27 protein-coding genes and 1 pseudogene are annotated in these 20,576 nt (G+C 62.8%); 15 read left to right on the top strand and 13 right to left on the bottom strand.

Going from position 1 to position 20,576, the window contains the following annotated elements:
- Positions 1 to 32: 32 nt before the first annotated feature.
- Positions 33 to 176: a hypothetical protein gene (locus QXZ85_RS32725; RefSeq protein WP_315705412.1), complete on the bottom strand. Its 144-nt coding sequence runs from the start codon at positions 174 to 176 to the stop codon at positions 33 to 35.
- Between the two features lie 40 nt (positions 177 to 216).
- Between QXZ85_RS32725 and QXZ85_RS32720 the strand changes: the two genes are divergently transcribed.
- Complete coding sequence (locus QXZ85_RS32720; protein WP_315745281.1) at positions 217 to 909, top strand: alpha/beta fold hydrolase; 693 nt, start codon at positions 217 to 219, stop codon at positions 907 to 909.
- Positions 910 to 931: 22 nt separating this feature from the next.
- Here QXZ85_RS32720 and QXZ85_RS32715 read toward each other — a convergent pair whose 3' ends face one another.
- Entirely contained in the window at positions 932 to 1,810 is an 879-nt protein-coding gene (locus tag QXZ85_RS32715) for a LysR family transcriptional regulator (protein WP_315705414.1), read from the bottom strand.
- 102 nt (positions 1,811 to 1,912) lie between these two features.
- Here QXZ85_RS32715 and QXZ85_RS32710 point away from each other — a divergent pair, with 102 nt between their 5' ends.
- Positions 1,913 to 2,380: a DUF4260 domain-containing protein gene (locus QXZ85_RS32710; RefSeq protein ID WP_315705415.1), complete on the top strand. Its 468-nt coding sequence runs from the start codon at positions 1,913 to 1,915 to the stop codon at positions 2,378 to 2,380.
- Between the two features lie 46 nt (positions 2,381 to 2,426).
- On the opposite strand, the gene QXZ85_RS32705 is transcribed toward QXZ85_RS32710, so the two are convergent.
- The gene (locus QXZ85_RS32705) at positions 2,427 to 3,005 is read right to left on the bottom strand and encodes an AAA family ATPase (protein ID WP_315769642.1); all 579 of its coding nucleotides are present in this window, start codon (positions 3,003 to 3,005) and stop codon (positions 2,427 to 2,429) included.
- A gap of 101 nt (positions 3,006 to 3,106) precedes the next feature.
- Between QXZ85_RS32705 and QXZ85_RS32700 the strand changes: the two genes are divergently transcribed.
- The gene (locus QXZ85_RS32700; RefSeq protein ID WP_315769626.1) at positions 3,107 to 3,652 is read left to right on the top strand and encodes a GNAT family N-acetyltransferase; all 546 of its coding nucleotides are present in this window, start codon (positions 3,107 to 3,109) and stop codon (positions 3,650 to 3,652) included.
- 255 nt (positions 3,653 to 3,907) lie between these two features.
- Here QXZ85_RS32700 and QXZ85_RS32695 read toward each other — a convergent pair whose 3' ends face one another.
- Together QXZ85_RS32695 and QXZ85_RS32690 are read right to left on the bottom strand one after the other, a co-directional pair.
- The gene (locus tag QXZ85_RS32695; protein ID WP_315769624.1) at positions 3,908 to 4,828 is read right to left on the bottom strand and encodes an EthD domain-containing protein; all 921 of its coding nucleotides are present in this window, start codon (positions 4,826 to 4,828) and stop codon (positions 3,908 to 3,910) included.
- Positions 4,825 to 5,976: an MFS transporter gene (locus tag QXZ85_RS32690; RefSeq protein WP_315766076.1), complete on the bottom strand. Its 1,152-nt coding sequence runs from the start codon at positions 5,974 to 5,976 to the stop codon at positions 4,825 to 4,827. Before QXZ85_RS32690 ends, QXZ85_RS32695 begins: the two co-directional genes overlap by 4 nt.
- Positions 5,977 to 6,171: 195 nt before the next feature.
- On the opposite strand from QXZ85_RS32690, the gene QXZ85_RS32685 reads away from it, so the two are divergent.
- Positions 6,172 to 7,092 (top strand): LysR family transcriptional regulator, encoded by a 921-nt coding sequence (locus QXZ85_RS32685; RefSeq protein WP_315769622.1) that lies wholly within the window; start codon positions 6,172 to 6,174, stop codon positions 7,090 to 7,092.
- Positions 7,093 to 7,389: 297 nt separating this feature from the next.
- Here the strand turns inward: QXZ85_RS32685 and QXZ85_RS32680 are convergent, their stop codons facing one another.
- Both QXZ85_RS32680 and QXZ85_RS32675 read right to left on the bottom strand, forming a co-directional pair.
- Positions 7,390 to 7,599, bottom strand: coding sequence for a hypothetical protein (locus tag QXZ85_RS32680; RefSeq protein ID WP_315769641.1), 210 nt, complete (start codon positions 7,597 to 7,599; stop codon positions 7,390 to 7,392).
- 44 nt (positions 7,600 to 7,643) lie between these two features.
- Positions 7,644 to 7,928 carry a DUF3892 domain-containing protein gene (locus QXZ85_RS32675; RefSeq protein ID WP_315769620.1) on the bottom strand — a complete coding sequence of 95 codons (285 nt, stop codon included), beginning with the start codon at positions 7,926 to 7,928 and terminating at the stop codon, positions 7,644 to 7,646.
- Positions 7,929 to 8,086: 158 nt separating this feature from the next.
- On the opposite strand from QXZ85_RS32675, the gene QXZ85_RS32670 reads away from it, so the two are divergent.
- Genes QXZ85_RS32670 through QXZ85_RS32660 form a run of 3 tightly spaced genes read left to right on the top strand, consistent with a single transcriptional unit; the run spans position 8,087 to position 9,845 of the window.
- Positions 8,087 to 8,647 carry a hypothetical protein gene (locus tag QXZ85_RS32670; RefSeq protein WP_315769618.1) on the top strand — a complete coding sequence of 187 codons (561 nt, stop codon included), beginning with the start codon at positions 8,087 to 8,089 and terminating at the stop codon, positions 8,645 to 8,647.
- Positions 8,644 to 9,081: a hypothetical protein gene (locus tag QXZ85_RS32665; RefSeq protein ID WP_315769616.1), complete on the top strand. Its 438-nt coding sequence runs from the start codon at positions 8,644 to 8,646 to the stop codon at positions 9,079 to 9,081. The genes QXZ85_RS32670 and QXZ85_RS32665 overlap by 4 nt, the downstream gene beginning before the upstream one ends.
- Complete coding sequence (locus QXZ85_RS32660; protein ID WP_315769640.1) at positions 9,081 to 9,845, top strand: ImmA/IrrE family metallo-endopeptidase; 765 nt, start codon at positions 9,081 to 9,083, stop codon at positions 9,843 to 9,845. The genes QXZ85_RS32665 and QXZ85_RS32660 overlap by 1 nt, the downstream gene beginning before the upstream one ends.
- 158 nt (positions 9,846 to 10,003) lie before the next feature.
- Here QXZ85_RS32660 and QXZ85_RS32655 read toward each other — a convergent pair whose 3' ends face one another.
- The 3 genes from QXZ85_RS32655 to QXZ85_RS32645 form a co-directional block, all read right to left on the bottom strand.
- A complete protein-coding gene (locus tag QXZ85_RS32655; RefSeq protein WP_315769612.1) occupies positions 10,004 to 10,219 on the bottom strand; it encodes a hypothetical protein in 216 nt (71 codons plus the stop codon).
- Between the two features lie 84 nt (positions 10,220 to 10,303).
- Entirely contained in the window at positions 10,304 to 11,341 is a 1,038-nt protein-coding gene (locus QXZ85_RS32650; protein ID WP_315769610.1) for an aldo/keto reductase, read from the bottom strand.
- A 36-nt stretch (positions 11,342 to 11,377) separates the two neighbouring features.
- Entirely contained in the window at positions 11,378 to 12,541 is a 1,164-nt protein-coding gene (locus QXZ85_RS32645; protein WP_315769607.1) for an MFS transporter, read from the bottom strand.
- Positions 12,542 to 12,641: 100 nt separating this feature from the next.
- On the opposite strand from QXZ85_RS32645, the gene QXZ85_RS32640 reads away from it, so the two are divergent.
- From QXZ85_RS32640 to QXZ85_RS32625, 4 genes are all read left to right on the top strand, one after another.
- Complete coding sequence (locus tag QXZ85_RS32640; RefSeq protein ID WP_315705422.1) at positions 12,642 to 13,547, top strand: LysR family transcriptional regulator; 906 nt, start codon at positions 12,642 to 12,644, stop codon at positions 13,545 to 13,547.
- A 92-nt stretch (positions 13,548 to 13,639) separates the two neighbouring features.
- Entirely contained in the window at positions 13,640 to 13,954 is a 315-nt protein-coding gene (locus QXZ85_RS32635; protein ID WP_315747837.1) for a metalloregulator ArsR/SmtB family transcription factor, read from the top strand.
- A complete protein-coding gene (locus QXZ85_RS32630) occupies positions 13,951 to 14,310 on the top strand; it encodes a hypothetical protein (RefSeq protein WP_315769605.1) in 360 nt (119 codons plus the stop codon). The genes QXZ85_RS32635 and QXZ85_RS32630 overlap by 4 nt, the downstream gene beginning before the upstream one ends.
- Positions 14,311 to 14,353: 43 nt before the next feature.
- Positions 14,354 to 14,986, top strand: coding sequence for an ATP-dependent Clp protease proteolytic subunit (locus tag QXZ85_RS32625; RefSeq protein WP_315745264.1), 633 nt, complete (start codon positions 14,354 to 14,356; stop codon positions 14,984 to 14,986).
- A 47-nt stretch (positions 14,987 to 15,033) separates the two neighbouring features.
- Here the strand turns inward: QXZ85_RS32625 and QXZ85_RS32620 are convergent, their stop codons facing one another.
- Positions 15,034 to 15,687 (bottom strand): TetR/AcrR family transcriptional regulator, encoded by a 654-nt coding sequence (locus QXZ85_RS32620; protein WP_315769602.1) that lies wholly within the window; start codon positions 15,685 to 15,687, stop codon positions 15,034 to 15,036.
- On the opposite strand from QXZ85_RS32620, the gene QXZ85_RS32615 reads away from it, so the two are divergent.
- Positions 15,658 to 16,938, top strand: coding sequence for an MFS transporter (locus tag QXZ85_RS32615; RefSeq protein ID WP_315705427.1), 1,281 nt, complete (start codon positions 15,658 to 15,660; stop codon positions 16,936 to 16,938). The genes QXZ85_RS32620 and QXZ85_RS32615 overlap by 30 nt on opposite strands.
- Here QXZ85_RS32615 and QXZ85_RS32610 read toward each other — a convergent pair.
- Positions 16,931 to 17,296, bottom strand: a complete 366-nt coding sequence (locus QXZ85_RS32610; protein WP_315705428.1) for a MerR family transcriptional regulator — start codon at positions 17,294 to 17,296, stop codon at positions 16,931 to 16,933. The genes QXZ85_RS32615 and QXZ85_RS32610 overlap by 8 nt on opposite strands.
- 68 nt (positions 17,297 to 17,364) lie before the next feature.
- On the opposite strand from QXZ85_RS32610, the pseudogene QXZ85_RS32605 reads away from it, so the two are divergent.
- Both QXZ85_RS32605 and QXZ85_RS32600 read left to right on the top strand, forming a co-directional pair.
- Positions 17,365 to 17,463: pseudogene (locus tag QXZ85_RS32605) on the top strand (ethyl tert-butyl ether degradation protein EthD); the annotation flags it as partial.
- Entirely contained in the window at positions 17,430 to 17,957 is a 528-nt protein-coding gene (locus tag QXZ85_RS32600) for an NADH-quinone oxidoreductase subunit B family protein (protein ID WP_315769638.1), read from the top strand. The pseudogene QXZ85_RS32605 and the gene QXZ85_RS32600, both read left to right, overlap by 34 nt.
- Positions 17,958 to 18,007: 50 nt before the next feature.
- Here the strand turns inward: QXZ85_RS32600 and QXZ85_RS32595 are convergent, their stop codons facing one another.
- Positions 18,008 to 18,859 carry a LysR family transcriptional regulator gene (locus QXZ85_RS32595; protein WP_315769600.1) on the bottom strand — a complete coding sequence of 284 codons (852 nt, stop codon included), beginning with the start codon at positions 18,857 to 18,859 and terminating at the stop codon, positions 18,008 to 18,010.
- 191 nt (positions 18,860 to 19,050) lie between these two features.
- Between QXZ85_RS32595 and QXZ85_RS32590 the strand changes: the two genes are divergently transcribed.
- The gene (locus tag QXZ85_RS32590) at positions 19,051 to 20,571 is read left to right on the top strand and encodes an MFS transporter (RefSeq protein WP_315769597.1); all 1,521 of its coding nucleotides are present in this window, start codon (positions 19,051 to 19,053) and stop codon (positions 20,569 to 20,571) included.
- The last annotated feature ends 5 nt before the right edge of the window (positions 20,572 to 20,576 follow it).

Genomic DNA, 20,576 nt, shown 5'->3' with positions numbered 1-20,576 from the left:
GGCCAGAACGCGGCGGCCGTCGGGCGGAGCCCTCAACGATTATCCGCACGAGGTTTGGTCATGCGCATCAGCAGGATTGCGGTGAGAACGGCCGTCGCGAGGTTGTCGAGCATGGCGCGGACAAAGGCGGCGGCGTAAAGGCCAGCCTGTTCGGCACCAACCGACGCATTCGCCAAGACCGAGCTGAACAGGTGCTAAGGCACAGGAGAGCGGAGAATGAGGACCTTTGTTCTGGTTCACGGTGCCTGGCACGGCGGATGGTGCTGGCAGCGCGTCGTGCTTCTGCTCGAGCGGGCGGGGCATGTGGTCTCGGCGCCGACGCTGGCTGGGCTCGCCGAGCGGGCGCCGCTACTCTCACGCGACATCACCCTCGAAACGCATGTCGCCGAGATCGTCGACCATGTTCTCAATCTCGGACGCACGAACGTCACGCTGGTCGGCCATTCCTACGGTGGCTTTCCGGCGACAGCTGCCGCGTATCGCCTGAGCGACCTCGTCTCCCATCTTGTGCTGCTCGATGCCTTCTTGCCGGACGATGGAGAAATCCTGCTCGACCATGCACCGCATCTGATCGAGTCCTATCGCGCTTCCGCCATGGCAGATCCTGGCTGGCATATTCCACCCTTGCCGGCAGCCGTCTTCGGGATCAGGAAAGAGGATCAGCCGTGGGTCGATAGCCTCCTGACGCCGCAACCGGTCGGCAGCTATTTCGAGCCCGCCATGATGCGCGGAACGCTTCCCATAGCCCGCAAGACCTATATCCGCTGCACTCAGGCGAACGGCGATCTTCTTGAAAAATCTGTATCTCGGGTACGGGAAAGGGACGGCTGGCGCTATCTCGAGCTTGACGCGAGCCATGATGCGATGATCACGCACGCGCAATTGCTGGCTGACGCACTGATGTCCTAATTGGCCAGGTCGTGCATGACGCTCATGCCGACCGGATATAGCCCTTTAGCTCGGCGTGCAGCGCCGCTATGGCGCTCTGCACGCGGGTCGAGGATCTGAGGTCGGGGTGCGTGACCAGCCAGACCTCCATTCTGTGGTCGAGCTTGGGAAGCACGCGGACGAGCGTGGGCTCTCGCGCGGCGAGCGGCACCTGCATGACGCCGACGCCCAAGCCAGCGCGCAGGGCTGCGATCTGCGCCACATCGCTGTCGGTCGCCAGAACGAGGCTCTGGTGCAGGCGCGTCTGGTCGATCTTCAGCGCATCCGCCAAGGTGCGGCGACGGTCCTGACCGATGAAGTTCGGCGCAGCGAGCAGTTGCTCGAATGAGGAGGGCGCGCCGTGCTCGGCGAGCCAGTTTCGATGGGCATAGAGGCCCACCTTGATCGTGCCGACACGCCGGGCGACGAGGCTGCCCTGCCGGGGCCGCACCATGCGCACGGCGAGGTCGGCGTCCCGCCGAAGGATATCCGTTTCGCTGTCCGACAGGATCAGTTCGAACGTCAGACCCGGGTGAAGGGCGCGGATGCGCGCCAGCATCGACGGCAGTACCTCGGTGCCCATGACCTCGCTCGCGGATATGCGCACCGTGCCGTCCGCGCTGCCCGCGCGCTCGCTCGCGAGGCGCGCAATGGCGCCGATCGAGGCTTCGATCCGGCTGACTTCCGGCACCATCCGTTCGGCAAGCCCGGTCAGGATCAGACCGCGGGTCGAGCGCGTGAACAGCCGGCTGCCGAGTTGTTGCTCGAGTTCTTCCAGATGGCGGCGCGCCGTCGGATGCGTGATGCCGAGCGTCCGCGCCGCCGCCGACAGGCTGCCGCTCCGGGCAATCTCCAGGAAGGTACGGTAAAGGCCCCAGTCCATGTCAGCCTGATAAAATTTCGTACAGCTAATGAACCAAATCAATCAATTTCGTTCAAGAGGGGGACGGGGGATGGTGCGGCCATCACCACCAAAGGCGCTCCAATGTCCCGACAGACTCTGACCAACCCGTCCCCCGATATGGTCGGCTCCGCTCACCCCGACGTCGCGGTGCGGACGCCGACCGGGAGCGTCCTGGTGCTGCTGCGTCTTGAGAATCTCGCGCTGGCGATTTCGGCCGTGCTGGCTTTTCGCGCGCTCGGCGGAGGATGGGGACTGTTTGCCGTTCTGTTCCTGCTGCCCGATCTCGCCATGCTCGGCTATCTCGCGGGATCATCGATGGGCGCACGCTGCTATAATCTCGTCCACACCTATGTCGCGCCTGCCTTGCTTGCCGCCGTGGTGACTGCCTTGGCCTCCGCCCTGGGGCGGATGACGGATCACACACTGTGGCTGGAGGTCGCGCTGATCTGGTGCGCCCATATCGGCGTCGACCGGGCGCTCGGCTTCGGGCTGAAATATCCGAGCAGCTTTTCCGACACCCATCTCGGTCGACTCGGTCGGCCCGGCTGAGCGCGCCCAGGGGCTTGGCTTGTCCACTTTGGATGCCACCCGCTCGTTATCGATCCGGATTGATGAGATCACCGCTGAGTGACGCCAGCACGAAGTCAGCGCGCTCTGACGTCGACATCTTCGGCAGCTCGATCACGTCGTATCCCAAAGCCGGAACGACCTCCACCAGGCGATGATACTCCGCTCTCGCTGCATCGAGGCCGTGCTTACGGTCGGCGTCGGTCGTATAGATTTCCGGCCAGGGCGGAGCCATGAACACGCGATGGTGATAACGATGCTGCATGCAAAGGGGACGCAGGGTCGGCTCGCCGTTCAGCGCCTCCAGCGCAGAAGCTGCATCCACAAGACCGCGATCGAAAAACACCCATCCGTCATGAGAGCTCATCGCGATCCTGTCGGCCAACGCTATGTCGATCGCGCGTCGCAGAAACGCGGCCAGATCCACCCAAGGGAGACTCTTTCCCTCGCTCGCCATTTCCTCGGCTATGATGCGACGACCCGGCTCCTCGACCACGGCATGACCGCGCGCGCTCAGTTCAGCCAACAGGCTCGATTTTCCACCACCCGAACAGCCGGAGATCAAAACGAGGCGATTGTTCAAATAGATCTCCTTGTTGCGCTTCATCGCGGCGACGACTGGCGAAAAACGAAACGGCCCCATTTCAAGCATGGACAGAGCAAGCCTGCCGTCATAGGCGACGGAGCATAATTTCCTGGAGGTAGGCAATGGAAGCTTCTGCGCGAGCCGAGGGCGTCGTATCGCTTGTTCCCGTCACTTCGGGAAATCTACACGAGGTGAACGCCATATTCGATGAGCTTACTGCTTATTCTCAACGTGTCGATGGCGTTGCGAGACGCAATGATGCGGCCGACACATTCATGACGGCGGTTCCGGCGGGGCATGCGCTCAAGGACAAGCATGCATTCGTGGCAAAGCGTGGAGGCGCGGCGCTCGGGCTTCTGGATATGATCGATGGCTACCCGTCATCTGGAACGGTGTTCATCGGCCTCCTTGCTGTCCGAGAAAGCGCGCAGGGCTCAGGGATCGGCCGAGCCCTGTATCGAGAGGCGGAGCGGTTCGCCCGCGATAATCTCGGGGCCCGAAACATGCGGCTCGCGGTGGTCGAAACCAACCCGGTCATCGGCTTCTGGACGAAGATGGGCTTCCATCCAACCGGAGAGGTCAAGCCTTTCAGCGGCGAAGCCAATACCTCGCGGGCCATCCTGATGGAGAAGGAATTCGGCCCAACCGTCTCGTCGTCAGCCTTGTAAGTTGTCCGATTCATTCAGAGAGTATAGGCGCCGACTGGCACTCCGCAGCATTTGAGGCACGCGTCAAACCCGATCAGCCACAGCCGAGATTTGGATGATATCGGTATGCGTCCGCCGAACGGACGCGTTTCTGAGCCTGCCGTGCAGCATCCTGCGTGACGGCGTTCGTGTCTTTCACTTGCTTGATCGATCGGTTCGTTGCCTTTCACTGTTCGCTTCAAAAAGATGATCCCCTGCGGCGCCGCGTGCGCGTCGTCACCTGCCGGTCGCTTGTTCGGCCGCGAGTTGATCGACCACGGTGAAGACCGCGCCGGTCCAGTATTCACCGGCTGCGACGTCGGAGATGGAGCGTTCGGCCGCGACGATCGCGGCGTGGCCGCCGGACAGAAGGAAGCTCTCCACATCCTTCAGCGAGGCGAAGGCCAGCACCGTCACGCCGTCGATGCGGCTGGTGGCCGGATGGAAGAAGGGCAGGCCCGCCGTCTCAGGGCCGATGGCGTGGAGCTGGACGTAGCGCTTGACCAGACGACGGGTGTCGGATTGCGCGATCACCGCCGGCGCAAGTTCATCGAGCCAGCGGCGCTGGAATGTTTCGCGGTCGAGCTCATCGCGGCGGCGATGCGTCTTCACCAAAACGATGGCGTCATCGCCGGTCGCGTCGGGAAGGATCACGTGCTGGCGTGCAAGGAGGGGGGCGAGGTCGCGGAAGATCGCTCGATCCTCCGGGAGAATTTTGCGCCGGACGCGCTCCGAGCCGAGCATTGCGCCGAGATCATCGAGGTTCGCAAAGGTGAGATAGGCGACGCCGTCCCATGGCGGGCGGCGATAGGGTTCGACATGGCCGATGATGGTATCGAAGAGTTGGCCATTGTCATCGAGCGGCGGCCGGTATGGCGGCGGGCTCAAGCTGGTCGGCCCCGGCGCCAGACGGTGGATCTGATCGTAGCGCAACAGCCGCTCGATGGTCGGCTGGTCCGCAGGCACGTCGGGGTGCAGGAAGCGCACGCCATGCACCTTGCGCCAATACTCGCCCCAGCTCTCGAAATTGAGGTTCGGATCAGGCTCGAAGGCGTCGGCGTCGACGGCATGGCCGTCCGCACGGCTGCGCTGATCGGGCGGCGTAGAATCGGCGCGCGAGAGAAACGAGAACAACACCGTCAATGGCGGGGCGGTCATGGGGCAGTCTCCTTGGAGAGAAGGGGAATGGCGGGCGGAAGCAACGAGCGCAGCAGCGCCAGGAGGCCGGCCGCCACGCCGGTGAGGCAGACGCCGCTCCAGCCGGCGATGCTCCAGGCCCATCCGCCGGCGGCCGCGCCGAGGGACATGCCGATCATGGCGGCGGTCATCAGGAGGCCATTCAGCCGGCTGCGCGCGGCGGGATCGATCGAGGTGACGATGGTCTGATGCGAGACCAGCCCCGCCATGACACCGAGATCGAACAGCACGGCGCCGGCGATCAACACGGCCATCGACCGTGGCTCGATGAGCATCAGTGCAAAAGCCGCGGCGACCAGCAGGCATCCGGCGCGGATCGCGGCCATCGGGCCCCGACGATCGGCGAGGCCACCGAACAGCGGCGCGCCGAAAGCCCCGGCCGCGCCGGCCAGTCCAAAGGCGCCGGCCACGCTCGCGCCGAGGCTGAAGGGCGGCTCGGCCAGCATCAGCGCAAGCGTCGACCAGAACGCGCCGAGCGTGGATGCCAGCAGCGCCTGGGTCGCAAGCGCCTTGCGCAAGACGCTCTGGCGGACGACCAGCGTCAGCAGGCTGGCGAGCAGGCTGCCATACGTCCCGCTGACCATCGCCGGTTGGTGCGGCAGGACGCGCCAGACGGCGAGGCCGACCAGCGCGACCAGGACGGCTGCGATCTCGTAGATCGCCTGCCAACCGAGGAGATCGCCGATGGCACCGCCGACGGTGCGCGACAGCAGGATGCCGCAGAGCAGGCCAGTGGTCACGAGGCCGATCGTGCGTCCGCGTGTCTCCGCACTGGCAAGATGTGCTGACACGGGGATGAAGTCCTGGCCGACGCTGCCGAGCACGCCAAGCGCGACGCTCGCGGCAATGAGAACGGCAAGGTGCGAAGCCGCAGCGGTCGTCAACAGCGCCAGCACGAGCAGGACGGATTTGGCGAGGATGAGCCGCTTGCGATCGACCAGATCGCCGAGCGGGGCCAACAGCGCCATTCCCGCCGCATAGCCTGCCTGAGATATTGCCGGGATGAGACTTGCCTGTTCGGGCGCAAGGCCGAACGCAGCCTGAACCTCCGGGACGATCGGCTGGATGAAGTAGACATTGGCAACCCCGACGCCGGCGCCGATGGCCATCAGCCAGATGAGAGCGGGCGTGATTGTTTGCCCTGGCTCCTTGCGTCTTTCGCTTCGGGCCGGCTCTGGCATGGCAATAACGCTCTCTCTCCGGGCGGTCAGTCGCGTCCGGGACAGCTCTATTGACGATCCGGATGGAGAAAAACTGGGCGATATGGCAATCTCAGTTGACCAGATTTCGTCAATTGAGCTGCGATGATCTCGACCGAGCATTTCAAGGGCATCACGGCATTCGTGCAGGCCGCCGACGCCGGCGGCTTCACGCTGGCGGCCGAAAGGCTCGGCCTTTCCAAATCCGGGATTGCCAAGAGCGTGGCGCGGCTCGAGGAGCGGCTTGGTGTCCGGTTGTTCAACCGGACCACGCGACGTTTCGCCCTGACGGTCGAAGGCCAGGCCTTCTACGAGACCTGTGTACGCGTGCTGGCCGAGCTGGACGACGCGCAGGCGGCCATGACCGCCCATCGCCTGCGACCGCGCGGGCGCCTGCGTGTCGATCTGCCGGTCGTGTTCGGTGGGCGCTGGGTCGTGCCCGTTCTCATCGACATCGGGGCGCGCTATCCTGAACTTTCACTCGAAGTCTCACTCACCGATCGCAGGATCGATCCGTTTGAGGAGGGCATCGATCTGGTGATCCGGATCGGCGATCTCGAAGACAGCGCGACGCTCGTCGCGAGGCGGCTCGGCGTCCAGCAATCCGTGCTCTGCGCGAGCCCTGTCTATCTCGAGGCGCACGGATATCCGGCGTCGCTCGACGATCTCGATGCGCATTCCTGCATCGTCTTCGGCCGCGGCGGGCAGACCTTGCCGTGGTGGTTTCTGAACGGACGGGGCGAGCCCTTGGCGAAGACGGTCGCCGGACGGCTCTCCTTCAATCATAGCGATGCGATCTGCGATGCCGCTCTGGCGGGCCAGGGCATCGCGCTGCTTTCGACCTGGCTGATTGCCGACCATCTCCGGGATGGCCGACTGGTCCACGTGCTTCCGGAGATCGCGACACGCGGCTTTCCGATTCATGCGCTTTGGCCGCACACACGCCAGATGAGCCCGAAAGTCCGCGTCGTCGTCGATGAACTGGTAGAGCGCTTCCTGCCGGAGCCGCCCTGGGATCGCCGCTGAGTTCCCAGATGGCATCGCAGTTCGAAAAATGGCGGATTTTGCTTCCGCTGAAGGCGAACATTTATGTCGCTTCAATCGCAGCTGATCAATCCAAAAGACTCTGTATCTGTTGCATCTAGTACGATCCGCTGCGCCAATTTTGGCGTGATGCGATCTTCCAGAAATTCCCCTTCTTCAATGGCTACAAATCCGTCCCGGCGATTCCGCGCGACATGGAGGCGACATGAGAAGGGACACCTCACGCTGCAATCCGGCCGCAGCAACGACCAGTCTCGCAGTCTCTCACGAGCGGAAAAGCTAGCGGTTCTTCAGATACTGGCTCAAAGATTCAAAGCCCGTCCGATCAAGCAACGTGTCGAGCTTCATGTCGCTGCGCATGCCGGCGGCGAAGTTCTCGCCGTAGGTATCTCGTAATGTTCCGACCAGCGTTGAGCCGTTCTTGTGGCGGATCTCGCCGTTGTTGTCCCGGCATCGGTTATCAAGCCCCGACTGGCACTTCTTCGACATCATGATCTCCAATGGTTGGGCCGAGCCTTATGCTCGGCCCTCGGCTACAAGGGGCACTGATTGAGCGACAGCAGATTGTCGGTCCAGATCCCGTCGGCATAGGTGCGCAGATACGGCACGCGCCCGGTCGCTCGCACGACCCCGACATTCGCGCGCTTGCCAGTCCGCGGATCGATCACGAAGAAGGTATTGGTCTTCTCGTCAATGCTCTGGATGACCTTCTCGCGCGGCCACGTCCACCCTGCCTTTGGATTTCCGAGGTGGGTGATGTGCTCATGAGGGCTGTCGGGATGCGGTTTGGTGATGCAAGTTACCTGTACGTCGGCCATGATGGCTCCTTTCCAAGGCCGGCACGAAGGCGTGCCTGATATCCTATGCGGAAGACAGGTCCCGATGCGGACATTTCTGGGCACCAAAAAATTCTCGCGGAAATGTCCGAGACGGGCCGTCGCCGCCGCATTAGTCTTGGAGGAGGCGGGAGAGAGGATTGAAGGCAGACGTTTCCGTTCGCTCAAGGGCCGAAATCGAGGCGGCAATCCCATTGCTGTCCGATGCCGAATGGATTCGGCTGCGCAAAGCGTCACGATATTTTGGCTGGGCGTATGGGCTTGGGGCGGACGATCTGCTTCAGGAGGCCTTCTGCCGCTTGCTTGCCGGAAGCCGAAAATGCCCAAGCCATGTCGACATTGTAAAGTTCTTGGTTCAAGCGATGCGCAGTATTGCCAATGGAGAGGTCGAGAAGGTCGAGAACTCGGTCGACAGCGTCCCGATCGACGATCCAGAAACGCTTGATACGCTTCAGGATGGACTGCCGCTGCAAGATGATAGCATGATTGCGGCCGAGGGCGAGGAGGCCATACGGAAGTCGATTCTGGATCTTTTTCCAGATGATGGGCAGGCTCGAGACATCGCTGACGGGATTCTTGCCGGATATGAAGGGCAGGAGCTACGCCAGCTCACTGACCTCGATGAAACCGGTTACGCGAGCAAGAGGAGATATATGCGCCGGACAATCGACAGGCACATATCGGGCGGAAAGAAAAAATGAACAGCCCGGATAACAAGAAGCGCGAGACGCTTTCTCGTCTGGTGGACGAGCTTGTGGAAGACCTGTTCGCCACGCCGGATCAGGAATTGCTCTCAGAATTCACCGACGTACCAGGTGGCGCGGCCAAGAATGCTGAGGAAATGCGTGCGCTCTTCGGAGGGAGCGTTCTCAAGGCCAACAAGGAACGGCTCAAGGCAGCCAAGGCTGGCGCAGCCGCCAGTCGCACGAGCCGCAGTGCTGCGCCCCTTAGCGATCTGACAGATATCCGTCAGAGGTTCAGGCGGACCCTTGCCGCTTGTCCGCCGGAGGTGAAGCTCACGCTCGCGGCGCGCAATGAGAATGAATTGTCCGATGCTGATATGCTGGGCATGCTGCAGGACCTGGAAGAGCTTGGGATATTTGGTCCCGAGGACCGCGACGGTAAATCATCGTGATGCGTCTCACCGCGGCCGAACGTCTGCTCAAGGAGCTTGGCATTACCGAGCCGCGCGAGATCGATCTTGAAGCGATCGCCTTTCACGCCGGGGCTCGTGTTCGTTATCGCAAGCTTGATGGTTGTGAAGCACGCATTATCGGATGCTCCGACAGCGCCATCATCACGATCGGGAAGGATTGCTCTGACAGGCGCAAGAGGTTCTCCCTGGCCCATGAGCTCGGTCACTGGACCCATCATAGAGGACAGACCCTAGTCTGCCGCGTTGAGGACACAACACCACAGTCCAAGATGTCGCCGGAACGGGTCGCTAACAGTTTTGCGGCAGATCTTCTGATGCCGCGCTACCTCTTCGATCCTGCCGCACGGTCGTTCGGCAAACTCAATTTCAAGACAATCATCGATCTTGCCGATCTCTTTGAAACCAGTCGCCATGCGACCGCCATCCGGCTCGTGGAGGGCGGCCACTCGCCCGCTCTCCTCGTTTGTCACGGCCTGAAAGGGCGCAAATGGTTCGTTCGTGGGCCCGACGTCCCAAGCCGCTGGTTTCCGCGCGATGAGCTTGATGCTGAAAGTTTTGCTTTTGGTGTTCTGTTCGGCAGAGCCGCGGACGATTCCGTGCCCCACAAAATTGGCGCTGATGCCTGGTTCGATCGAAGCGAGGCCGATCGGTATGTAGTCCACGAGCAGACTATTCGCAGTGGCGACGGTGAAATACTCTCGTTGATCCTTATTTCCAATCCAAGCATGCTTGAAGAACGGTAGACAATAACGCTTTCCAAAAATCGCTTGTCCAGATTAGTGAATGCGACCTGTTTCAGCTAATCGAAGACAGGGCCGCTGAAAGCAAGACGATCGAATACAAGCGCGACCTCGTTGCCTCAAGCGAATCCGAAGAGAAGGAATTCCTCTATGACGCCTCTTCATTTGCCGATACGCAAGGAGGGCACATCGTGTTCGAAATGGCTGAAGCCGCTGGTGTCCCGACGAAGCTTGAGAGCCTCGCCGGAATCGATCCAGACAAAGAGATTCAGAGCCTTGAGCAAATCTTGAGATGAGAGGTGGCGTGCGGCCGAGTTTGGCGATCGAAACCAAGATAATTCGTCTAGCCAGCGGAAACGTGCGCTTGTGATGCGCATTCTTGAATCGACCTAGGCGGTGTTTTCTGCGATTCTTCCAATGCACCTTGAAGTCGTTGGATAATCAAACTGATTTTGCCTCCGTCAGCCGACGATGGGCGGATTGAGGCGGGCGAAGCCCTCCTGCGTCCGATAAGGGAAATAGGGATACGGCGGCATGACCGCGCTCGCCGCATCGAGCCGGGCGATTTGGTCGGGCGACAGCTTCCAGCCGACCGCGCCTAGATTCTGTCGGAGCTGGGCTTCGTTGCGTGCGCCGATGACGATCGACGAAACCGTCGGGCGCTGGATCAGCCAATTGAGTGCAATCTGCGGCACGGCTTTGCCGGTCTCTCCGGCCAGTTCATCGAGAACTTCAATGACGCGATAGAGGCGCTCGTCATCGACCGGCGGCCCGAAGCGAGCCGTTTCGTGCAACCGGCTTTCCGGCGGCAGTGGTGTGCCGCGCCTGATCTTGCCCGTAAGCCGACCCCAGCCGAGCGGACTCCAGACCAGCGCACCCAGTCCCTGATCGGCGCCGAGCGGCATCAGGTCCCATTCGTAATCGCGGCCGACCAGCGAGTAATAGACCTGATGGGCGACATAACGCGGCCAGCCTTGGGCCTCGGCGAGGGCCAGCGACTTCATGATTTGCCAGCCCGGGAAATTCGAGACGCCGACATAGCGGACCTTGCCCGCGCGAACGAGCGCGTCGAGCGTTGCCAGCACCTCCGCCGGCGGCGTGGCGGCGTCGAAGGCATGGAGTTGCAGCAGGTCGATATAGTCGGTGCCGAGCCGCTTCAGCGCATCGTCGACCGAACGAACCAGACGGAGCCGCGACGTACCGGCATCGTTGGGCCCGTCGCACATCGGCAACCCGGTCTTGGTGGAGATCAGGACCGCGTTGCGCCGTCCCTTGATCGCGGCCCCGAGCACTTCTTCGGACGCGCCATTGGAATAGACATCAGCCGTGTCGAACAGATTGACGCCGGCCTCGAGGCAGATATCGACGAGGCGGCGCGCTTCTGCGGCATCGCTCGTGCCCCAATTGCTGAACAATGGTCCGGTGCCCGCAAACGTGCCCGTGCCGAAGCTCAGAACCGGGACCTTGAGCCCGGAGTGACCGAGGACGCGATAGTCCATGGCGATTCCTTTCATGGATTGGGGATGTGCGCGATTTCAGCAGGTCACGCGCTTGGCGGAGCGTTCGCCGCTCACCGCGACCCAGGCGATGACGATTGCGACGAGCGGAAACAGCGACGCCCACAGCGGCACGGCAGAAAGATTGCCTTGGTCGATGACGACACCACCCGCCCAGGCGCCCACGGCATTGCCGAGATTGAAGGCGGCGATGTTGAACGAGGAGGCGAGGCTCTGGCCCGCGCCTTTGGCCTTCGACAACACCCACATCTGCAACGGCGCGACGGTTGCGAATGCAGCGGCGCCCAACAGGCCGGTGAGGGCAACGGCGGCCGCGGGCGAACGCAGGCCTGGCGCCATCAGCACCAGCACGGCAGCGAGTGCCGCGAGAGTCGCGAAGACAGTCGGAACGAGGCTGCGGTCCGCCAGCCGGCCGCCGGCAAGGTTGCCGATGACGAGCCCACCGCCGAACACCAGGAGGATCGGCGACACCGCGTTTTCGGAGAATCCGCTGATCCGCGTCAGCATCGGCGCGATATAGGTGAAGACCGCGAAGACGCCGGCGTAACCGAGAACGGTCGTCGCAAGCCCGAGGACCACGGGCAGGCGCAGGATCGCGGCGAGATCCGCGCGCCAGTCGCCCGCATCCGCAGGCCGCTCATCCTTGGGCACGAGCAGGGCGATGATCGCGAAGGCCACCAGCCCGACCAGGGCCACGGCCCAGAACGTCGCGCGCCAACCGAGATGCTGGCCGATCCAGGTGCCGAGCGGCACGCCGAGGATGGTGGCGATGGTCAGGCCGGTGAACATCACTGCTATGGCGGAGGCCTTGCGATCTTCTGACACGAGCCCGGTCGCCACGACCGATCCGACGCCGAAGAACGTGCCGTGCGCGAATGCGGTCAGGACGCGCGCCGCCATGAGGACACCGTAGCTCGGCGCGAGGGCGCAAGCCGCGTTGCCGACAACGAAGATCGCCATCAGGGCGAGCAGCACGGTCTTGCGCGGCCAGCGAGCCGTGACAACGGTCAGCACCGGGGCGCCGACGACGACACCGAGCGCATAGCCGGAGATGAGCAGGCCGGCCGCGGCGATCGTGACGCCGAAATCGGCGCTGACCTCCAACAGCAGTCCCATGATGACGAATTCGGTGACGCCGATGCCGAAGGCTCCGGCCGTGAGGGCATAAAGAGCCAACGGCATGATCTGTCCTGCGATGGTGAATGTCGAAGCAGGACATAGATGTTGGACGCGTCATGATATAGAATGCCGAAAGGCATATCATTTGTGAATTGAACGACCAGTGGCGCGCTCAGAAGTCAATCGCTCCGGTGAAATGGAGGTGTTCGTCCGGGTGGTCGAACAGGGCGGCTTCTCGGCCGCCGCGCGTGCCTGCCGCATGACGCCATCGGCGGTGAGCAAGCTTGTCGCCCGGTTGGAGACGCGGCTCGGCGCTCGCCTCGTCAACCGCTCCACGCGCGCCTTCCAGCTCACGCCGGAAGGCTGCGCCTTCTATGAGCGGGCGAGCCGTATTCTGGCTGATATTGAGGACGCCGAGCGGAGCGCGGGCGCGGGCGAGCAGCCGGTCGGCCGCATCCGTCTCAACACCAGTGCGTCCTATGCCGCCTACATCCTCGCGCCCATCCTGCCGGCATTCCTGGAGCGCTATCCGGACGTCACGCTCGATCTCGTCGAGACCGATCTGGTTGTCGACCTCCTGGCGGAGCGGACGGACGTGGCGGTCCGCGCCGGTCCGCTGAAGAGCTCGCGCCTGGTCGCCCGCAAGCTCGGCGACACCGCGATGATGATCGTCGGCACTCCCACCTATCTCGGGCGTTTCGGCGAGCCGAAGACGATCGAGGATCTCGACGCACACAACCGTCTTGGCTTCGGCTATGTCCGCAGCGTCGACGGCTGGCCGTTGCGGAAGAACGGCGAAACGATCGTCGTGCCCGTTGTGGGGCGCGTGCAGGCCAGCGATGGTGAAGCCTTGCATCGGTTGGTCCTCGGCGGCAGCGGGCTGGCCCGTCTTGCCGCTTTCACCGTGCGCGACGACATCGCGGCCGGCCGGCTCGTGCCCGTGCTGGAGCATCTCAACCCCGGCGACCGCGAAATCTTCCACGCCATCCATATCGGCCAGGGTGGGCCGCTGCCCTCGCGCGTCCGGGCGCTGCTCGATTTCCTCGCGGAGCGGGGCAGGGTCTCGTAGATCGGCTCTTGTCGGGTCACGCAATCGCGGACGCTCTTCGGGCCTGCAGATCATCACTTGCTAATTACATAAGTATATGCTTATGTATTGGCATGATCGAGAATGACATCTTCCGAGCTCTGGCCGATCCGACCCGCCGCGCGATCTTCGAGAAGCTGGCTGCCGGAAGTATGAACGCCAGCGCCTTGCGCGAAGGGATGGAGATCAGCCAACCGGCGATGTCTCAGCATCTCTCGGTCCTTCGCAATGCCAGGCTCGTCAGGGAACAGCGCCAGGGGCGTTTCGTGAACTATGAAGTCGATCCCGATGGACTGTCTCTCATCGCGCAATGGCTGGCGAAATATCGCGCCTACTGGCCCGCACGCATCGAAGCTCTCAAGGTCTTGCTGAAGGATATGGACCAATGACCGACGGAAAGGCTGACGAGCAGACGAATGGCTTCGAGTTCGAATATCAGCTCGACGCGCCAACGGAAAAGGTGTGGCGCGCGATCAGCCTCGCGGAATTTCGCGACAACTGGTTGCCCCGAGAGGCACTCGCCGATCCCGAGGCAACCTCGGTGACGCCAGGCGAGGAAGTCAGTTATCGGATGCGCGACGACGCGCCGCCGTTTCTGGAAAGCACGGTGACATTTCGGATCGCCCCGAACGGGAACGGCGGAACGTGCCTGCGCATCATCCATGAACTCGATCACGCCCGGCGCGAGCGGATGACAAGGGCGGCAGCAAACAACAACAGCCCGATGCTCATGCTCGCCGCCTGAACCGGCGAGATTCCCGACACATTCCAAAAAGCGGAGTTCGCCGATGCGCGAAGCGATGCAACTCGTCCCCATGGTCGTCGAGCAGTCCAGCAGAGGGGAGCGGTCGTTCGACATCTATTCGCGTCTGCTGCGCGAACGGATCATCTTCCTGAATGGGGAGGTGAATGACACCGTCTCCGCTCTGGTCTGCGCCCAGTTGTTGTTCCTGGAAGCCGAAAATCCCAAGAGGCCGATCAACCTCTATATCAATTCGCCGGGCGGCGTCGTGACCAGCGGCTTCGCGATGTATGACACCATGCGTTACATCCGCGCGCCCGTGCACACGCTCTGCATGGGGACGGCCCGTTCGATGGGATCATTTCTCCTGATGGCCGGCGAGCCCGGCGAGCGAGCGGCCCTGCCCAACGCCAGCATCCTGATCCACCAGCCGTCGGGCGGCTTCCAGGGACAGGCGTCGGACATCCTCATCCATGCCGAAGAAACCGAAAAGACGAAGCGCCGCATGACACGGCTCTATTCGGAGCACTGCAAGCGCTCCTACGAAGAGTTCGAGCGTGCGATGGATCGCGACTGCTTCATGACGGCCGAAGAAGCCCTGGCGTGGGGCCTCATCGATCGCATCCTGGAGTTTCGGGCCGACGAGCCGGGCGCATTCGGCTCTGTATGGACGCCGTAGCGGGATCACGATCATGCCTCGTCTTGCAGGCAAAGCGCCGGTTCAGGTCATTTCAAAACGGCGAGCGCCGGCTCGATCAGGGCTTGTAGCTCCGCCCGCGTCGCGCCATCCCGCGCCTGGAAGGAGATGGCCTGCAGAATGCCGTGATAGAATGCTGCGAGCTGCGCGACATCCGTATCCACCGGCAGCTCTCCTTCGCGCAGACCCCGTTCGAGGCGGGTCGCGATCAACTTGACCGTCTTGCGGCGAGCGCGGAACAGATGCTTGCGCGCCGCCCGGTTGTCCGGAAGGCAATTGACGACACCGAGGATCAGCAGACATCCTCCTGGCTTGGTGGATAGGGCGACGTCGATGCTGCGCGCCAGCATGGATCGAATACCGTTGCGGACGGTGGCTGCGTCTTCGAGCGCTCGCATGGGCACCGAACCCACTGTTGCGACGTAGAGATCAACGGCTTCTCGAAACGCCATCTCCTTGGTGCCGAAGGCTGCATAGAAGCTTGGCGGCGTTATGCCGATCGCGGCGGTCAGGTCCGTGAGTTGTGCCCCATCGTAGCCCTTGATCCAAAACACCTCCATCGCCCTTTCGAGGGCGAGATCGCGATCGAAGCTGCGGGGACGGCCACGCGGTGCCATCAAAATCCTTTCTGTAGTGACATTTATATAAATCAATTGACCCTCTCGGGCAAGCACGATAGCCATTTCCATAATTATGACTATAGAAATGGATGCCGAGCCGTGAACGGGGTGAGAGATCGTAATCCAGATTCGAGCCGGGATCGTTTGCCGGAACCTGCGGGAATGCCACTGGTCGTCTATCTCCTCGGGCTGACGATCTTCGCGCTCACTACCTCGGAGTTCATGGTTGCAGGTATGTCGCCGGCCCTGTCGGCGGCTTTTGCCGCTTCTGTGGCCGAGATCGGCTATCTGGTCTCGCTCTATGCGCTCAGTATGGCAATCGGCGGTCCGCTCGTGATAGCGTTGCTGCTCCGCCTCAAGGCGCCGAACAAGCCGGCACTTCTGCTTCTGCTCGGTCTCTATGTCGCGGGCGGGGTCGTCGCGGCGCTCGCACCGGATTACGGCGTCATGGCAATCGCGCGGATCGTGACCGGTGCGGCCAGTTCCGCCTGCTTCGGCGTGGCACTGGCGATTGCCGCGGAGTTGGTCGCCCCTCAGGCGCGAGGCCGCGCTGCATCCATCGTGCTGGGCGGGCTCATGCTCGCGCCCGTGCTCGGTCTGCCCGCGACTACGGCGATCGAGCAGGGGCTCGGATGGCGGGCGAGCTTTTGGAGCATCGCGGTCCTCGCCATGTTGTCGACCGTCCTTGTCGCCGCCTTCGTGCCGGACTTGAAGAGCCGCGCGGAAGTTGGTCTCAGCGTGGAGCTCGACGCGTTGAGGAAGACACGCCTATGGGCGGCCTATACGACGAGCGGCCTGATCATCGGCGCGACCTTCGCCGCTTTCAGCTACGCCGTACCGCTCTTCATCGACAAAGCGAGACTCTCACCGGCAACCATGCCGGTGCTGCTGGCAGCCTACGGCGGAGCGAACGTCTTCGGCAATCTTGTCGTTGGGCGTTTCGCTGACCGGTATACGATCCCGATCCTGTTCGGTGGATTGATTGCGCTCGCGCTGGCCCTTCTTGTCTTCGCCGTCTTTGCCACCAACAGCTACGTCGCTGTCCTGGCGTTTCTGGCTGTTGGCGTTGCCGGGGTGCCGATGAATCCTGCGATGGTCGCTCGTGTGATGCGGATCGCGCATCCGGGTCCACTGGTGAACACAGTCCATACTTCGGCCATCACCGCCGGCCTCGCCTTCGGCGCATGGGCGGGGGGCGTCGGGATCGATGCAGGCTATGGCCTCACCGCGCCGCTATGGGTCGGCCTTGCGCTCGCCCTGTTGGGTCTGTTGAGCCTTGCTCCCTCGCGCATGATCGACGGACGCATCAAGTGAGATCTGTGACGGAACGTTGACGTGGCGCAATCATCGATGCGAGCAGCTTCCGGCTCTCGCTCAATTCTACGATCTGGCGGTCCAGTTCGCCAATTTTCTCGGCGATTTTGTCCCTGAGAGTTTGGCAAGGTTCTCTGCCTTCTTCGGGCAAGGCGCAAGGCAATAGCTGGCCGATTGTCTTGAGCTTGAAACCTGCGCCATTCAGCACAACGATCCGCCTGACCTTCGAAACATCGTTCTCCGAATAGTCGCGATAGCCGGCTGCCGTCCGTCCTGGGCGCAGCAGACCTTCGCTCTCGTAGTAGCGCAGCATTCGCTCGCTCACGTCGGCTCTGGATGCGAGTTGCCCGATCTTCATGACTCCTCCTTGACTCTGACAGTACTGTCAAGGTGTAGCGTGCCGGTCACCAGAGAGGAAGGTGTCCGATGTTGAAACTGATCGGCTGTGTGAAGCGTCGCCCGGAACTGAGCCGCGAGGAGTTCGATCGCCACTGGCGCGTGAACCACGCGGCGCTCATCCGCCAATATCAGGGTGTGCTCGGCATCCGGCGCTATGTGCAAACCATCCCCTTGGACAATCCCGCGGCGCAATCGGCCATCCAAAGCGATCACGAACTGGTTCGATCTATTGGGTGACCTTCGGGCTTGCTTGCTGTGCAATCGAGATGATGCAGGTCATGATGCCGCGCTACGATCTTGAGCGGTTCGGTTGTTTCCCGCGCGCTTCGCCCCGGCAAAGCGATCTGATGATCGTCGCCGGCACGCTTACGAACAAGATGGCGCCAGCACTGCGCAAGGTCTACGACCAGATGCCCGAACCGCGCTATGTGATCTCGATGGGCTCATGCGCCAATGGCGGCGGCTACTATCATTATTCGTACTCCGTGGTGCGGGGCTGCGACCGTATTGTGCCCATCGACATCTACGTGCCCGGTTGTCCGCCGACGGCGGAAGCGCTGCTCTATGGGGTGATGCTGCTCCAGAAAAAGATTCGGCGTGCCGGCACGATCGAGCGTTGAGTGTTCGCCTGCCGAATTCACACCGCACCGGCGCTGCAATCCGGCTTCTGCTATGCGCGGCCTGCGTCGAACGCGGCGGCCAGCGTACGCAGTGCGGCGCGCGATTTGGGGTCGGTAAGCGTCGAGTGCAGCACGATCTCGGACGAAGGAAGGCGCGGCAGCTTCAAGCGCTCGCCGACTTCGACGGTACCGGGCGGGGCAAGGCGCCAGGAGAAGACAGCCATGGCGAGCCCGGCGGAGACGGCCGCCGTGACCGCCGAGGAGCCGCCGCCGAGAAACACTTCGGTCCAGGCGATGCCGGCTTCGTCCAGGGCGCGGGTCGCGACATCGCGCACGCCACACGACGGCGACAGCGCCGCAAGCCGCAGCGGCTCGCCCTGCCGATGCTCGAAATTCGGCGTGGCGAACCAGCCGAAATGCTCCGGCCCGAGCACCTTGCCGTCACGCCGGTCGTCTTCGCGCCGGATGATGCAGGCGTCCAGCTCTCCGCGGTCGAAGGCATCGAGAAGCGTGCGCGAATTTTCGAGACGGACCTCGATGCGCAGCCCTGGATCATGCGCGTTGAGGTGCGCCAGCAGCGTCGGAAGCTCGGGACCTGCGACATGCGCGGCAATGCCGAGCCCGAAACGGCGCGGAGACGTGGCCGACAGCGCCGACAGCGCGGCTTCATGCGCGGCAAGGAAGTCGCGAGCCCGAGCGAGGAATGCGGCGCCTTGTGCCGATAGGCGGACGTGGCGCGGGGTGCGCTCGATCAGCCGTTGGCCGATGCGCTCTTCCAGACGCCGCAATTTGACGCTGATCGCGCCCTGCGTGGTGCCCAGGGATTCCGCCGCTCGCGTGAAGCTCTGAAGGTCGGCAATCGCCACGAAGGCCTGGACGGAATCGACATCGAGGGAGGTCATCTCCATCATCCGATTTTGTTGTCTCTGAAATATCCAGCCATATCATTTTTATATCGTCAAGCTTCGCCTACGATCAGGCCCATCAACAACAGTTCACTCGCAGGACTGCCCCGACACTCCGGCCTCTGTCGCCGCGCGTGATCGGCAGTTCATGGCGCGCCGAATAGTCGCGGCGCTGAAAGGCCTGATCGATGACCTATGCCTCGTCTCGGCGAGATAACCTTGCCTTGGCCGCCGTTTGCCTCTCGTCCATGATGTTCGGGCTCGAGATATCGAGCGTTCCGGCCATCCTGCCGACGCTGGAGAAAGTCTTCCGCGCCGATTTTCCGCAGCTCCAATGGACGATGAACGCCTACACCATCGCCGTGGCGACGGTGCTGATGGCGGCCGGTACTCTGGCCGATCGATACGGCCGCAAGCGTCTGCTCGTCCTGACCATTGTTGTCTTCGGCGCGACCTCGCTGCTCTGTGGCGTTGCGCCCGACATGACGGTTCTCATCGTCGGCCGGGCGCTGCAGGGGGCGAGCGGCGGCGCAATGCTGATCTGCCAGGTCGCGGTGCTGTCGGAGCAGTTCAATGGGGCCAAGGAGCGCGCCTGGGCTTTTGGATGGTGGGGCATCGTGTTCGGCTCGGGTCTCGGCTTCGGACCGGTGATCGGAAGCGGGATTGCGGCGCTGATGGGCTGGGCCTGGGTGTTCCTGCTTCACGGCCTGCTCGCCGCGCTGACGGCCGCTCTGGCGCTGGCCGGAGTTCGGGAATCGAAGGATCCGGACGCCCAGCGCCTCGATCTCGCCGGCATCGTGACCCTGTCAGTCGCCGTCTTCTGCCTGGCTTACTTCATCACCGAGGGAGGAGAACTCGGTTTCACCAGCCCGATGGCACTCGCAATCATCGGCACCGCCGGCGTGAGCCTGATCGCATTCATCGTCGCCGAGCGCATCACGCCGCATCCGATGTTCGATTTCTCGGTATTCCGGGTCCGGCCCTTTTCCGGAGCCCTGTTCGGATCGATGGGCATGAACTTCAGCTTCTGGCCGTTCATGATCTATCTGCCGATCTGGTTTCAGGCGGGGCTCGGACTGGATGGCCTGACGGCCGGCCTTGCGCTGCTCGCCTACACCTTGCCGACGCTGGTGGTGCCGCCCTTTGCCGAACGCCTTTCGCTTCGTCACGGCCCGGGCATCGTCATCCCCGCAGGGCTGTTCGCGATCGGGCTCGGCTTTCTCATCATGCGGATCGGAACAGGTGGTGGTGTGGCGGCCTTGCCGATCACGCTGATCGGCGCGCTGGCGGCCGGAATCGGTCTCGGCGCGACCAACACGCCCGTCACCAACACGACCACCGGATCGGTGTCGAGCGACAGGGCCGGCATGGCCTCAGGGATCGATATGAGCGCGCGGATGATCTCGCTCGCCATCAACATCGCGCTGATGGGCTTCGTGCTGGTCGATGGTGTCCTTTACAGCCTGAAAGGCGCCGCATCGGGCTCGTTCGAGGCAGCACAGCTCCGGCACCTTGCCGAACAGATTGCCGCCGGGACTGCGGCCGGTTTTCACGATGCAGTCCCGGGTTTGCCGGATGCGATCAGCCGTACCGCGATGGCTGCGGGCTTCGGCGATGTGATGCTCTACGGCGCCATCGGCGTCTGGGTGCTGGCCGCACTCAGCTTCCTGACCTTCGGAAGGAGGAGGGAGGTCTATGATCCGGTATGAAGCTG

The sequence above is a fragment of the Bradyrhizobium sp. SZCCHNGR1005 genome (assembly GCF_032489995.1).
GTDB lineage: Bacteria > Pseudomonadota > Alphaproteobacteria > Rhizobiales > Xanthobacteraceae > Bradyrhizobium.
This window is presented reverse-complemented; position numbering and strand designations above follow the sequence as displayed.